The sequence below is a fragment of the Streptococcus oralis genome, from assembly GCF_004127215.1.
GTDB lineage: Bacteria > Bacillota > Bacilli > Lactobacillales > Streptococcaceae > Streptococcus > Streptococcus oralis_BD.
The window spans coordinates 71,661-86,178 of sequence record NZ_QEWJ01000007.1; the positions used below are offsets into that span (position 1 = coordinate 71,661).

The 14,518-nt window shown below is 44.0% G+C and carries 10 protein-coding genes and 1 pseudogene; 10 read left to right on the forward strand and 1 reads right to left on the reverse strand.

The features are described 5' to 3' along the window. Positions 1-6 precede the first annotated feature (6 nt). From dltA to DF216_RS06680, 10 genes and pseudogenes are all read left to right on the forward strand, one after another. The gene (gene dltA, locus DF216_RS06635; protein ID WP_129326342.1) at positions 7-1,557 is read left to right on the forward strand and encodes a D-alanine--poly(phosphoribitol) ligase subunit DltA; all 1,551 of its coding nucleotides are present in this window, start codon (positions 7-9) and stop codon (positions 1,555-1,557) included. After that, positions 1,554-2,798, forward strand: a pseudogene (dltB, locus tag DF216_RS06640) (D-alanyl-lipoteichoic acid biosynthesis protein DltB). The gene dltA and the pseudogene dltB overlap by 4 nt, the downstream one beginning before the upstream one ends. Before the next feature lie 13 nt (positions 2,799-2,811). After that, positions 2,812-3,051, forward strand: coding sequence for a D-alanine--poly(phosphoribitol) ligase subunit DltC (gene dltC / locus DF216_RS06645; protein WP_000351972.1), 240 nt, complete (start codon positions 2,812-2,814; stop codon positions 3,049-3,051). Next, the gene (gene dltD, locus DF216_RS06650) at positions 3,044-4,312 is read left to right on the forward strand and encodes a D-alanyl-lipoteichoic acid biosynthesis protein DltD (RefSeq protein WP_061453914.1); all 1,269 of its coding nucleotides are present in this window, start codon (positions 3,044-3,046) and stop codon (positions 4,310-4,312) included. Before dltC ends, dltD begins: the two co-directional genes overlap by 8 nt. A gap of 141 nt (positions 4,313-4,453) precedes the next feature. Further along, positions 4,454-6,490, forward strand: coding sequence for a cell surface ecto-5'-nucleotidase Nt5e (nt5e, locus tag DF216_RS06655; RefSeq protein ID WP_125827366.1), 2,037 nt, complete (start codon positions 4,454-4,456; stop codon positions 6,488-6,490). Between the two features lie 149 nt (positions 6,491-6,639). Then, the gene (adcR, locus tag DF216_RS06660; RefSeq protein ID WP_001249328.1) at positions 6,640-7,080 is read left to right on the forward strand and encodes a zinc-dependent transcriptional regulator AdcR; all 441 of its coding nucleotides are present in this window, start codon (positions 6,640-6,642) and stop codon (positions 7,078-7,080) included. Next, positions 7,080-7,784, forward strand: coding sequence for a metal ABC transporter ATP-binding protein (locus DF216_RS06665; protein ID WP_061453915.1), 705 nt, complete (start codon positions 7,080-7,082; stop codon positions 7,782-7,784). The genes adcR and DF216_RS06665 overlap by 1 nt, the downstream gene beginning before the upstream one ends. After that, positions 7,777-8,583, forward strand: coding sequence for a metal ABC transporter permease (locus DF216_RS06670; RefSeq protein ID WP_129326343.1), 807 nt, complete (start codon positions 7,777-7,779; stop codon positions 8,581-8,583). Before DF216_RS06665 ends, DF216_RS06670 begins: the two co-directional genes overlap by 8 nt. Before the next feature lie 9 nt (positions 8,584-8,592). Beyond that, the gene (locus DF216_RS06675; protein ID WP_129326344.1) at positions 8,593-10,098 is read left to right on the forward strand and encodes a zinc ABC transporter substrate-binding protein AdcA; all 1,506 of its coding nucleotides are present in this window, start codon (positions 8,593-8,595) and stop codon (positions 10,096-10,098) included. A 555-nt stretch (positions 10,099-10,653) separates the two neighbouring features. Next, complete coding sequence (locus DF216_RS06680; RefSeq protein WP_164979015.1) at positions 10,654-12,333, forward strand: alpha-L-fucosidase; 1,680 nt, start codon at positions 10,654-10,656, stop codon at positions 12,331-12,333. Between the two features lie 36 nt (positions 12,334-12,369). Here the strand turns inward: DF216_RS06680 and DF216_RS06685 are convergent, their stop codons facing one another. Further along, positions 12,370-14,457, reverse strand: a complete 2,088-nt coding sequence (locus DF216_RS06685; protein WP_129326346.1) for a GH92 family glycosyl hydrolase — start codon at positions 14,455-14,457, stop codon at positions 12,370-12,372. Positions 14,458-14,518 lie beyond the last annotated feature (61 nt).

Below are 14,518 nucleotides of genomic sequence, written 5' to 3' on the forward strand. Positions count from 1 at the left end.
TGAACTGTGTCTAATAAACCGATAAAAGATATGATTGAAACGATTGAGCACTTTGCTCAAACACAGCCAACATATCCCGTCTACAATGTTTTGGGGCAAGAGCATACTTATGGTGATCTGAAGGTTGATTCGGATAGTTTGGCTGCAGCTATTGATCAACTTGGCTTGCCTGAGAAATCACCAGTCGTCGTTTTTGGTGGTCAAGAGTATGAAATGTTGGCAACTTTTGTAGCGCTGACTAAGTCAGGTCATGCCTACATTCCCATTGACAGCCATTCGGCCTTGGAACGAGTTTCTGCTATTGTAGAAGTAGCAGAGCCAAGCTTGATTATTGCCATTTCAGACTTTCCGTTGGAGCAGGTTTCTACACCGATGTTGAATCTAGCTCAGGTTCAAGAAGCCTTTGCTCAAGCTTCTAGCTACGAGATCACGCATCCAGTCAAGGGCGATGATAACTACTACATTATCTTTACTTCTGGTACGACTGGTAAGCCAAAGGGAGTGCAGATTTCCCATGATAATCTCCTCAGTTTTACTAACTGGATGATTACGGACAAGGAATTTGCGACGCCAAGTCGTCCACAAATGCTGGCTCAACCGCCTTATTCTTTTGACCTATCTGTCATGTACTGGGCACCAACATTGGCACTAGGTGGTACGCTTTTCGCTCTTCCTTCAGCCCTTACTCAGGATTTCAAAAAGCTCTTTACGACGATCTTTTCATTGCCAATCGCTATCTGGACTTCAACGCCTTCCTTTGCAGATATGGCCATGTTGTCAGAAGACTTTAATAGTGAAAAAATGCCCGGCATCACGCATTTCTACTTTGATGGTGAAGAATTGACGGTCAAAACAGCTCAAAAACTGCGCGAGCGTTTCCCAAATGCCCGTATCATCAATGCTTACGGCCCAACAGAAGCGACAGTAGCCCTGTCAGCTGTTGCCGTGACGGACGAGATGTTGTCGACTCTCAAACGCCTCCCAATCGGCTATACAAAAGATGATTCTCCAACCTTTATCATTGATGAGGAAGGTAAGAAACTGCCAAATGGCGAACAAGGAGAAATCATCGTATCTGGTCCAGCTGTTTCAAAAGGCTATATGAATAATCCTGAAAAAACGGCAGAGGCCTTCTTTGAGTTCGAAGGTCTTCCAGCCTACCACACAGGGGATGTAGGAACTATGACAGATGAGGGCTTGCTTCTCTACGGTGGACGCATGGATTTCCAGATTAAGTTTAATGGTTATCGTATTGAGCTTGAAGATGTCTCTCAAAATCTCAATAAATCTCGCTATATCGAGTCGGCTGTCGCTGTCCCACGTTATAACAAGGACCACAAGGTACAAAATCTGCTGGCCTATGTCATCCTAAAGGACGGTGTGCGTGAGCAGTTTGAACGTGATATCGATATTACCAAGGCCATTAAGGAAGATCTGGCAGATATCATGATGTCCTATATGATGCCGTCTAAGTTTCTCTATCGAGACAGTTTGCCACTAACGCCTAATGGTAAGATTGACATCAAGGGCTTGATCAATGAGGTAAACAATAGATGATGGAGCTTTATAAACAGCTACCTCATTTGGAACCTTATGGCAATCTTTATTATTTTTTGTACGTGATTGCTGCGACCTTACCGATATTTATCGGGCTCTTTTTCAAGAAACGCTTTGCCTGGTATGAGGTGCTCGTTAGTCTCTTCTTTATCGTCACCATGTTGGTCGGTGGAAAGACGAATCAAATAAGCGCTCTTATCCTTTATGTTATCTGGCAAGTACTGCTTGTATTTTTCTACAAAAGGTACAGGAAACGACGGGATAGTAAATGGATATTTTACCTGGTTAGCTTTTTATCTCTATTGCCAATCGTCTTTGTGAAAATATCTCCTGCTATTCATTGACCTCAATCTTTGTTTGGCTTTTTAGGGATTTCTTACTTAACCTTTCGTGCAGTTGGGGTTATCGTTGAGTTGAGAGACGGTGTCATCAAGGATTTAACGATTTGGCAATTCTTACGTTTTCTTCTCTTTATGCCGACCTTCTCAAGTGGTCCCATTGATCGTTTTAAACGTTTCAATGAAAATTATGAGACCATTCCTGAGCGAGAAGAGTTGATGGATATGCTAGAAGATGCTGTCAAGTATATCATGCTAGGTTTTCTCTACAAGTTTATCTTGGCCCATATTCTAGGAGAGACATTATTGCCTCCGTTGAAAAATTTAGCCTTGCAGACAGGTGGTTTCTTTAATCATTATGCTTTGGCGGTGATGTATACCTTTGGTTTAGAGTTGTTCTTTGACTTTGCGGGCTACTCTATGTTTGCTTTAGCCATCTCCAATTTGATGGGGATTCATAGTCCTATCAACTTTAATAAGCCCTTTTTATCAAGGGATTTAAAGGAATTTTGGAATCGTTGGCATATGAGCCTGTCTTTCTGGTTCCGTGACTTTGTCTTTATGCGGATGGTGATGGTGTTGACCAGAAAGAAGGTCTTTAAAAATCGAAATGTGACCTCAAGTGTGGCCTATATCCTCAATATGCTGATTATGGGCTTTTGGCATGGCGTGACATGGTACTATATCGCCTATGGACTTTTTCATGGGCTTGGGCTGGTCATCAATGACGCTTGGCTTCGTAAGAAAAAAGCGCTCAATAAAGAACGGAAAAAAGCTGGGAAGGCTTCCTTACCTGAGAATCGCTGGATTCAGTTGCTTGGCATGGTTGTTACTTTCCATGTCGTGATGGTTTCATTCTTAATCTTTTCTGGATTTTTGAATGATTTATGGTTTAAAAAATAGAAGGATATAAAAAATGGATATCAAATCAGAAGTTATTGAAATTATTGATGAGTTGTTTATGGAAGATGTTTCTGACATGATGGATGAAGATCTTTTTGATGCCGGTGTCTTGGATAGCATGGGAACGGTTGAATTGATTGTTGAGATTGAAAACCGTTTTGACATTCGTGTTCCAGTAACGGAGTTCGGTCGTGATGACTGGAATACAGCTAATAAAATCGTAGAAGGTATTACGGAGTTAAAGAATGCTTAAACGCTTGTGGCTGATCTTCGGGCCCATCTTCATTGCTGGATTTTTGGTTCTTCTACTTATCTTTTTTTATCCAAGTACAACAAGCCATAATCTGACGGAGGAGAAGTACTCTGCTGCTTCCATCAGTAGGGAAAGTTTTAAAGAGAGAAGCCAAAAAGTGAGGGCCCTTACGGATCCCAATATGCGTTTTGTCCCTTTTTTAGGGTCAAGTGAATGGATTCGATTTGATAGTGTCCATCCAGCTGTTTTAGCAGAAAAATACAATCGTCCCTACCGCCCTTATTTTCTAGGTCAGGCAGGAGCGGCCTCGCTTAACCAATATTTCGGTTTGCAACAGATTCTGCCAGAGATTGAGGAAAAGCAGGCGGTGTTTGTCATCTCTCCTCAGTGGTTTACAGAGACAGATTACGAGCCCGCAGCGTTTCAGAGATTCTTTAATAGCGATCAGTTGACAGCTTTTTTGGAAAATCAATCTGGGGACATTTCGGCTAAGCATGCTGCGACGCGTTTGTTGAAGCAGAATCCGAGTGTGGCATTGAAAGGCATCCTTCAAAAGCTTTCAAAAGGAGAGGATTTGTCAGATGCTGATCGACTTATCATCAACCTCTTTGCACGATTCAATGAAAAGCAGTCCTCTCTTTTTGGTCAATTTTCCATTCAGGGGAAACTCAAGTACAAGGAACATGTAGAAAACTATTTAAAAGATCTTCCTGATCAGTTTTCCTATGACACTTTAGAAGAAATTGCCCGTAAGGATGCAGAGGCAAATACGACCAATAACGATATGGGGATGGAGAATCATTTCTACACGTATGAGGTCAAAAAAGACTTAAAAAAATGGGAAGGGTATCAAAAAAATTATAACTTCCTAAAGTCGTCTGAATACAATGATTTGCAGCTGGTTCTCAATCAATTTGCCAAATCAAAGGTTAATGTCCTCTTTGTTATCCAGCCCGTCAACAAGAAATGGATGGAATACACAGAACTCAGTGAAGAAATGTATCAGCATGCAGTGGAGAAAATTCGTTATCAGTTAGAAAGTCAAGGCTTTACCAATATTGCTGACTTTTCTACAAAAGGAGGAGAACCTTACTTTATCAAGGACACCATTCACTTGGGTTGGTTGGGTTGGTTGGCTTTTGATAAGGTTGTCAATCCCTTCTTGACGGATCCAAAACCAGCTCCAGACTACAAGATGAATGACCGCTTCTTTAGCAAGGACTGGGCGACTTATGATGGGAACATCAAAGATTTCCAATAAACCAAGATGAAAGTTTGGGATTTGAACCCAAGCTTTTTTGTTTAAATAGCGAATGTTTTAGATGAAAATAAGTCAAAGGTTTCAAATTTTCTAGAAATATCGTATAATATAAAGGAAAAAAGAAAAGAAAAGGATTTCAAAATGAATAAACGTTTCTTATTACCCGTCTTATCGACAGCCCTACTGGCCCCAGCTTTTTTGGCTGGACAGGTCTATGCTGAAGAAGCAGCTGCCCCTGCAGAAAGTCCAGCAGTTGTAGCAAATCCTGCAACTTTAGAAACTCCTGCAGCTCCAACAACAGAGGCGGCAACTCCCACAAGTGCTGAATCGGCGGAAGCAAAGGAAACTCCTGTTGAATCTACTAAAAACGAAGAAAAGGACACCGTTATCTTACACACCAATGATGTCCACGGTCGTATCGTAGAGGAAAAGGGAGTAATTGGAGATGCTAAGCTAGCGACTGTCATCGAGCAGGAACGTGCGAAATCAAATCAAACGACTCTCGTCGTAGATGCTGGAGACGCCTTCCAAGGTTTACCGATTTCCAACTCTACTAAGGGTGAAGCACGCGCTGAAATTCTCAATCAGATGCAGTATGATGCCATGGCAGTAGGAAACCATGAGTTTGACTTTGGCCTTGATGAAGTTAAAAAATACAAGGAAATCTTGAAATTCCCATTACTCAGTTCAAATACTTATGTCAACGGAGCTCGTCTGTTTGAAGCATCTACAATCGTTGATAAAGATAAGACTGTGGAAGGCGATGAGTTTGTTGTGATTGGTGTGACGACACCTGAAACAGCCACTAAAACCCACCCTAAAAATATTAAAGGGGTAACTTTTACTGACCCAATCTCAGAAGTCAATAAGGTTATTGAAGAAGTTCAAGCCAAGGCGCGTGCAGAAGGTAAGGACTACAAACACTATGTGGTGCTTGCTCACCTAGGTGTAGATACTACAACTCCAGTCGAATGGCGTGGTTCAACTTTGGCAGAAGCCTTGTCTAAAAATCCTCGTTTGAAAGGGAAACGCGTAACAGTAATAGACGGTCACTCTCATACAGTAGAATCAACAACCTATGGAGACAATGTTACCTACAACCAGACAGGAAGCTACCTTCATAATGTAGGAAAAATCACCTACAAATCACGTCAGCTTTTGGGCAATCCAACTCAGATTCCGGCTGCTGATGCTAAAAAGTTACCAGCCAATCCAACAGTTGAAAAACTAGTCAAAGACATTAAACAAAAATACGATGCCGAAAATGCGGTTGAAGTCGTTTCAAACAGCCCTGTAGAGCTCAACGGAGATCGTGAAAATGTTCGGGTTCGTGAAACCAACCTCGGAAACGTCGTAGCAGACTCCCTCTATCAGTATGGTCAGACAGGATTTAGTCATCCGACTGACATCGCTGTGACAAATGGCGGTGGCTTGCGTGAAACCATTGCAAAAGGCAAACCGATTACGAAAGGAAATGTTATTGCGGTTCTTCCATTTGGAAACACGATTTCACAAATCCAAGTGACTGGGCAACAAGTATTGGATATGTTTGAAAAGTCACTCGGCTCTATCTTGCAGGTCGATAAGGATGGCAAGAAGGTCTTGGATGAGAACGGACAACCGTTGCTAGAACCAAGTGGTGGCTTCTTGCAAGTTTCAGGTGTGAAGGTTTACTATGATACCAACCTACCATCAGGTAAACGTGTCTTGGCCATTCAGGTCAAAAATCGCACGACTGGTCGTTATGATCTCCTAGACCTCGCAAAAACCTACTATCTTGCAACCAATGATTTCCTAGCTGCGGGTGGCGATGGCTACACGATGTTAGGTGGTGCGCGAGAAGAAGGACCTTCTATGGATGCAGCCTTTGAAGAGTATCTGAAAACAGCTGATTTGACCCAGTATGAAAAGATCAATCCGAACTCACGGACAATTTCTGTGGATTCTAAAAACTTTAGTCTACCAGTAGAAACACCTCAAACGAATGCAGCTGCTAGCGATGCGACTACGAATGTGCCACTTACTTATGAGGTGGCAGGTCAATTTAGCAAGAAGGCAGTTGTCTCAGAAAAAGCTCTCCCAAATACAGGAAGTGAACAGTCTATCTTCTTGCTCTTGATGGGAATGGTGGCTGGTTTGGCAGGCATCTTATCAAGCCGAAAACCAAAGCTAAAATAGGTTAAATTTGACATCTAGAAGAGTCTAGGGAAACGTTTTTACGCCTTTTTTCCTTGACTCTTTTTTGGTTTGTGATATAATTAACCAGTAAAGAATCGGTGGCTATCTAAGTTTTTTTACGAAAAAGATAGCTAGGGAAGGAGTAACACATGAGACAGCTTGCACAGGAAATCGACAACTTTTTAAACGAGGTGATCTTGAGATCTGAGAACCAGCATGAAATTCTGATTGGGCATTGCACAAGTGACGTAGCCTTGACCAATACTCAGGAACACATCCTCATGCTCTTGTCAGAAGAATCCTTAACTAACTCGGAGTTGGCCCGTCGCCTCAATGTCAGTCAGGCGGCAGTGACCAAGGCTATCAAGTCTTTAGTCAAAGAGGGCATGTTAGAGACATCCAGAGATCCCAAGGATGCGCGTGTGATCTTTTATCAACTGACAGAGCTAGCTCGACCGGTGGCAGAGGAACACCACCATCATCATGAGCACACGCTCTTAGCCTATGAACAAGTGGCAAGTCAGTTTACTCCAAATGAACAAGAAGTCATCCAGCGGTTTTTAACTGCTTTAGTAGGAGAAATCAAATAATGCGGTATATTACAGTAGAGGACTTGTCTTTCTATTATGACAAGGAACCTGTCCTCGAGCACATCAACTACAGTGTTGATAGTGGGGAGTTTGTCACCCTGACTGGTGAAAATGGAGCTGCCAAGACGACGCTGATTAAGGCAAGTCTAGGCATCTTGCAGCCAAGATTTGGCAAGGTAACCATCTCAAAGACAAATACTCATGGGAAAAAACTTAGGATAGCTTATCTCCCGCAGCAAATTGCTAGTTTTAATGCAGGATTTCCAAGCACAGTTTATGAATTTGTCAAGTCGGGTCGTTATCCGCGAAAGGGCTGGTTCCGTCGCTTGAATGCTCATGATGAGAAACATATCAAGGCCAGTTTAGACTCAGTTGGTATGTGGGAACATCGTGACAAACGAATTGGCTCCCTCTCTGGTGGGCAAAAACAACGGGCAGTGATTGCTCGGATGTTTGCTTCTGACCCAGATATCTTTGTCTTGGATGAGCCGACGACAGGGATGGATGCAGGGAGCAAAAATGAATTTTACGAACTCATGCACCACAGTGCTCACCATCATGGCAAGGCCGTTTTGATGATTACGCATGATCCGGAGGAGGTCAAGGCCTACGCAGACCGCAATATTCACCTAGTGCGTAATCAAGACTCACCGTGGCGTTGTTTCAACGTTCACGAGAGCGATCAGGAGGTGGACCATGCTTAGTTTGTTATCATATGACTTCATGCAACGGGCCTTCTTGGCTGTCATTGCCATGAGTCTCTTTTCTCCAGTTCTTGGGACCTTCCTTATCTTACGTCGTCAGAGTCTCATGAGCGATACCCTCAGTCACGTTTCTCTATCAGGAGTAGCCTTTGGTCTGGTTTTGGGGATTTCTCCAACTATTTCAACCATTGCTATTGTCTTGATCGCTGCGGTCTTTTTGGAGTATCTCCGTACAGTCTATAAGAACTTTATGGAAATCGGAACTGCCATCCTCATGTCAACAGGACTTGCAGTGTCTCTTATCGTGATGAGTAAGGGCAAAAGTTCGAGTTCCATGAGTTTGGACCAATATCTCTTTGGGTCTATTGTGACCATTAGCCAGGAGCAGGTAATTTTCCTCTTTGCCATTGCTGCAGTCGTTTTACTCTTGACTTTCTTGTTTTTGCGACCAATGTATATCCTGACCTTTGATGAGGATACGGCTTTTGTAGATGGACTTCCAGTGCGAACCATGTCTATCCTCTTTAACATGGTGACAGGGGTGGCGATTGCCCTTATGATACCAGCAGCTGGAGTTCTTTTGGTGTCAACCATTATGGTCTTACCAGCTAGTATTGCCCTTCGTTTGGGGAAAAATTTCAAATCCGTTATGTTGCTAGCTAGTGCTATTGGCTTTTTGGGAATGGTGGCAGGACTTTATATTTCCTACTATGCAGAAACCCCTGCTAGCGCTAGTATCACCATTATCTTTGTAGCAGTCTTTTTGCTAGTCAGTCTATTGAAACGTTTTATTAAATAGGAGAATGAAATGAAAAAACTTAGCTTACTACTAGCTAGTCTATGTGCCCTGTTTTTAGTGGCTTGTTCCAATCAAAAACAGGCAGATGGGAAGCTAAATATCGTGACAACCTTTTACCCTGTCTACGAATTTACTAAGCAAGTCGCGGGAGATACCGCCAATGTGGAACTCCTAATCGGTGCTGGCACAGAACCTCACGACTATGAGCCATCTGCCAAGGCAGTTGCCAAAATCCAAGACGCAGATACCTTCGTCTATGAAAATGAAAACATGGAGACCTGGGTTCCCAAATTGCTAGAATCCTTGGATAAGAAAAAAGTGAAAACCATCAAGGCGACAGGTGATATGTTGCTCCTGCCAGGAGGTGAGGAAGAAGAGGAAAGCCATGATCACGGTGGTGAAGGTCACCATCATGACTACGATCCCCATGTTTGGTTATCACCAGTCCGTGCCATTAAGCTAGTAGAGCATATCCGAGACAGCTTGTCAGCAGATTATCCTGAAAAAAAAGAGACCTTTGAGAAGAATGCCGCGGCCTATATCGAAAAATTGCAAGCCTTGGACAAGGCCTACACAGATGGCTTGTCTCAAGCCAAACAAAAGAGTTTTGTGACCCAGCACGCTGCCTTTAACTACCTTGCCTTGGACTACGACCTCAAGCAAGTATCCATCTCAGGTCTCTCACCAGATGCAGAACCATCAGCAGCACGTTTGGCGGAATTGACAGAGTATATCAAGAAAAACAAGATTTCCTATATCTACTTTGAAGAAAATGCCTCTCAAGCTCTTGCCAATACACTCTCAAAAGAAACGGGTGTCAAACTAGATGTGCTCAATCCGCTAGAAAGTCTGACAGAGGAAGCGACAAAGGCTGGTGAGAACTATATCTCTGTGATGGAGAAAAACCTCAAGGCTCTCAAGCAGACAACAGACCAAGAAGGACCAGAAATCGAGCCAGAGAAGGAAGAAAGCACCAAGACAGTTCATAACGGTTACTTTGAGGATGCAGATGTCAAAGACCGCACCTTGAGTGACTATGCTGGTAGCTGGCAGTCGGTCTATCCTTTTCTTGAGAATGGGACCTTTGATCAAGTCTTTGACTACAAGGCTAAGTTGACTGGCAAGATGACCAAAGATGAGTACAAGGCCTACTATCGGAAAGGTTATCAGACAGATGTGACTAAGATCAACATCACGGATAACACCATGGAGTTTGTTCAAGCTGGCCAAAGCAAGAAATTCACCTACAAGTACGTCGGCAAGAAAATCTTGACTTATAAGAAAGGCAATCGTGGCGTGCGCTTTCTCTTTGAAGCGACCGATGCGGATGCTGGACAGTTCAAGTATGTTCAGTTTAGCGACCACAATATCGCTCCAGTTAAGGCAGAACATTTCCATATCTTCTTTGGAGGCATCAGCCAAGAAGCACTCTTTGAAGAAATGGATAACTGGCCAACCTACTACCCAGATAACTTATCTGGTCAAGAAATCGCCCAAGAAATGTTGGCGCATTGATACAAGAGAAAAATCCCGCAAATCTGCGGGATTTTTTGCTAGAAACCTTTATCTGGTTAGGTTGTTGAGCGGTATAGTACTATAGCTGTGCTGTTCGCAATGTGATAAAGCTGGCATTCACTACTTAGTAGACTTTGGTTGATTCTAACTAACTGGCGAATGCAAAAGTTACGATTGTACAAATTATAGAATCTTTTCTGAGTATTTAGGAAGACAGCCTTGTCTTATTGACGGTACCTAGATTTTTTGTTATAGTCAACGAGGTAACAACTAGGAAGAAGGACTTATTCACAAGTTGTGGATAAGTCTGGGGAGAGCAGGAGATTTAATTAATATCCTAGAGGGTTCCTGAGAATGGTCCCAGAAACTAGTGACGAGCCAGCTTTCTGGTAGAAGTCCTAGTGCAGTGGGGATTTGAGCAGAGTTTGCTGAAGGTGATAGGTTCAAAGTCAAAGAGCCAGAGTCTAGAAAAGCTAGTTTTTAGGCATGTTTTCTTATCCACAAGTTGTGGATAACTTTGTGAACAAGAGAAATAATCAGAGAAAGAGATACGAGATGATGAACATAAAACCACATGGGCCATTACCAAGTCAGGCCCAGCTAGCTTATTTAGAGGATGAACTAGCTGCCTTTATCCATTTTGGCCCCAATACCTTTTATGACCAAGAATGGGGAAGTGGGCAAGAGGATCCCAAGCGTTTTAACCCGACCAAGTTGGATGCGCGTGAATGGGTTCGGGTACTTAAAGAAACGGGTTTTAAAAAGCTGATTTTGGTGGTCAAGCACCACGATGGTTTTGTCCTCTACCCGACAGCTTATACAGACTATTCGGTCAAGGCTAGCCCTTGGAGGGGTGGAAAGGGGGACTTGCTCCTTGAGGTTTCTAAAGCTGCAACTGAGTTTGACATGGATTTGGGAGTGTATTTGTCTCCTTGGGATGCCCACAGTTCCCTCTATCATGTGGACCGAGAAGCAGACTACAATGCCTATTATCTGGCTCAGTTGAAGGAAATCTTATCAAATCCTGAGTATGGGAATGCCGGTAAATTTGCTGAGGTTTGGATGGATGGTGCTCGAGGAGAAGGGGCCCAGAAGGTCAACTATGAGTTTAAGGCCTGGTTTGAAACCATTCGTGACTTGCAGGGGGATTGTTTGATTTTCTCAACTGAGGGAACCAGTATTCGCTGGATTGGAAATGAACGAGGCTACGCAGGGGATCCCTTGTGGCAAAAAGTCAAGCCCGACCAGTTGGGGACCGAGGCGGAATTAGATTATCTACAGCACGGAGACCCCTCTGGGACGCTATTTTCAATCGGGGAGGCAGATGTATCCCTTCGACCAGGTTGGTTTTACCATGAGGATCAGGACCCCAAGTCTCTCGAGGAATTGGTCGAAATCTACTTTCACTCAGTAGGGCGGGGTACACCACTCTTGCTTAATATTCCGCCTAATAAAGATGGGCTCTTTGATGAAAAGGATATCCAGCGTCTCTATGAATTTTCTGCCTACCGTAACGAGATCTATAAAGAAGATTTGGCTCTGGGAGCCAAGGTATCTGGTCCGGCTCTATCGCCAGACTTTGCCTGTCATCATCTGACAGATGGACGGAAGACCAGTTCTTGGGCAAGTGATGCAGAGTTGCCAATCCAATTAGAGCTCGATTTAGGAGCTCCTGAAGCTTTTGATGTGATTGAGCTGAGGGAAGATTTGAAGCTAGGGCAACGCATCGCTGCTTTCCATGTTCAGGTAGAGTTGGATGGTGTCTGGCAGGAGTTTGGATCTGGTTATACTGTTGGCTACAAACGTCTCTTACGAGGATCGGTCGTTGAGGCGCAGAAGATACGTGTGACTATTACAGAGGCACAGGCTTTGCCTTTGTTGACCAAGATTTCACTTTATAAAACACCTAGCTTGTCAAAAAAAGAAGCTGTTCAGCAACTAGAGTTTTCAGAAAAAAGTCTGGCTGTGACCAAGGGAGAAAATGTCCAATTTACAGTTAAGCGAAGAGAATCTAGCAGTCCTTTAGAAGCTAAGATTTCGATTCAACCAGGGACGGGTGTGCATGGTATCGCTTATCGGGATGAGATTCAAGTTCTTGCGTTTCAAGTTGGCGAGACTGAAAAAAGGCTGACGCTACCAACCTTGTATTTTGCAGGAGATAAAAGCTTGGACTTTTATCTAAATCTGACGGTAGACGGGCAGCTGGCTGACCAGCTTCAGGTCCAAGTTTCATAAAAGAAGAACCTTTGCGCGATGCAAAGGTTCTTTTGGTTATGAGTGATTTGGTAGCCAGCTGAGAGTGAAGGTCAGTTGCTCAGCTTTCAAGAGGTCTTGGTGTTGGATACTAGATACTGGGGTCTTGTCCAATCGACATTCTTTGACAAAGTTGAAGTGGGTGTGGTTTTGCTCAGCATGGATATCCAGCCATTTATTTTCCTTAGCTAGGTAGACACGGAGATGATCAAAGAGGGGAATTCCGAGATCATAGCTGGGCTTGCCCGGACAGGTCGGGTAGAATCCAAGAGCCGACCAGATGTACCAAGCAGAGAGACTACCATTATCCTCATCGCCAGGATAGGCTTGCCAGCTTGGGTGAAAGGCTTTCTGACGTAAGGTCTTGATGAGCAGAGTGGTATAGTCAGGGTAGTCACTGTAGCGGAAGAGATAAGGGATGTGGAAACTAGGTTGGTTGGAAATGGCGATTTGCCCAAAAGGAGCGGTAGCCATCTCGCTCATTTCATGAATCTCGTAACCATAGCCGGTGGTTTCAAAGATAGGAGCGTCCTGACAGGCTTTCAAAAGGTAGTGGCTGAAGGCTTCTTTTCCACCCATAAGCTGGATTAAGCATGGGATGTCGTGTAGAACGCCTAAAGTAGCTTGAATGGCTGAACATTCAGCGTAGTCGCGTCCCCAACTGTATGGAGAGAAGTCGGGACGGAAGTTGCCTTGATTGTCTCGTGCTCTCATGTAACCTGTCTCAGCGTCAAAGAGATGGCGGTAATTTTGTGATGCAACCTTATAAGTCTGGGCGATGTCATTCTGCCCTAGTTTTTCGGCACAGCTGGCGATACAAAAGTCACTATAGGCGTAGTCTAGGGTATGGCTGACGCTTTCGTGGTGGTCGGTAGAGAGATAACCTAATTCTTGGTATTGTGCCAAACCGTGACGACCATTGATGCCGAGAGGGTCGGACTTAGTGGCTGTCTCCAACATGGCTTGGAGGAGTTCTTCTTCCAAGTCAGGAGCCATTTCCTTGCAGGCACTATCTGCGATAATACCGTCCAATAGAGTCCCTGGCATCATGCCACGTTCATCTGGGGCTAGCCATTTTGGAAGAAATCCAGTATCGTGGTAGCTATTGAGGAAACCTTCTAGAAAGCGGTGATAGTGTTCCGGTATGATAAGGGCAAAGAGGGGGAAGGTGGTGCGGAAGGTATCCCAGAAACCATTGTTGCTAAAGAGGACACCGGGCTTGACAGTACCAGTAGACAAATCCATGTGGATGGCCTGCCCTGACTCGTTCACCTCATAAAATGTCTGTGGGAAGAGGAAGAGTCTGTAGAGGCAGTGGTCAAAGAAGGTTCGGTCAGCCTCTCCTGTCTTAAGTACATCAAAACGATGGAGGAGATCTTCCCAGTCTGCTTGGGCATTTGCTTTACAGCTATCAAAGTCCTTTTGAGGTAGATTAAGCAACGCTTGAGAAGGAGAAATAAAAGAAGTCGCTAATTGGATCTCAGCATGACTACTTGCTAAGTCAATTCGCCAGTCTCCGCTTTTTTGGCTGACATCAAGAATATCCGTATTCATTTGTAGGGCAGTGAAGAGTATCAGTGGATTTTTATTGGTCTCTGTTTTTCCTTCTTGTCTTAGGGCCAGAGTCCGCTTATCTACCTGCTTGACTGTCAGTTCATCTGCTGTATGAAGATTGAGGGAGAGAGCCTTACCTTGCTTTTGTTCTAGGCGAATAGAAGCACCGTAGCAAGTCGGTGTGAGCTGAGTTTCAATCTGATAGCGCAGGGAGAAAATCTTCAGATAATGAGGCTGGAAAGAGGCTTTTTCGATATCATAAGAAGACTGGCGGTGAAAGAGACTGTCTCCCCCAAGCTGACCTGTGACAGGTGTTATGAGGAGCCAAGAGTAGTCCCCAATCCAAGGGCTGGGCTGGTGGGTCAATCGAATCCCCTGAAAGATGGGTAGATGCGGATCGAAGAACCAAGCTCCCTCCTGGTCACTGGTCTGGGGCACAAAATAATTCATCCCAAAAGGCACGCCTGTATAAGGCAGGGTATTTCCCCGAGAGAAGGCATGCTTGCTAGCAGTGCCAAAGCGGGTATCGATGGTCTCAAGTATTGGTTTCATGATTATCTCTTTGTAAACGTTTCATATTTTATATAGTATAACATGAAATGAACAAAAAAGC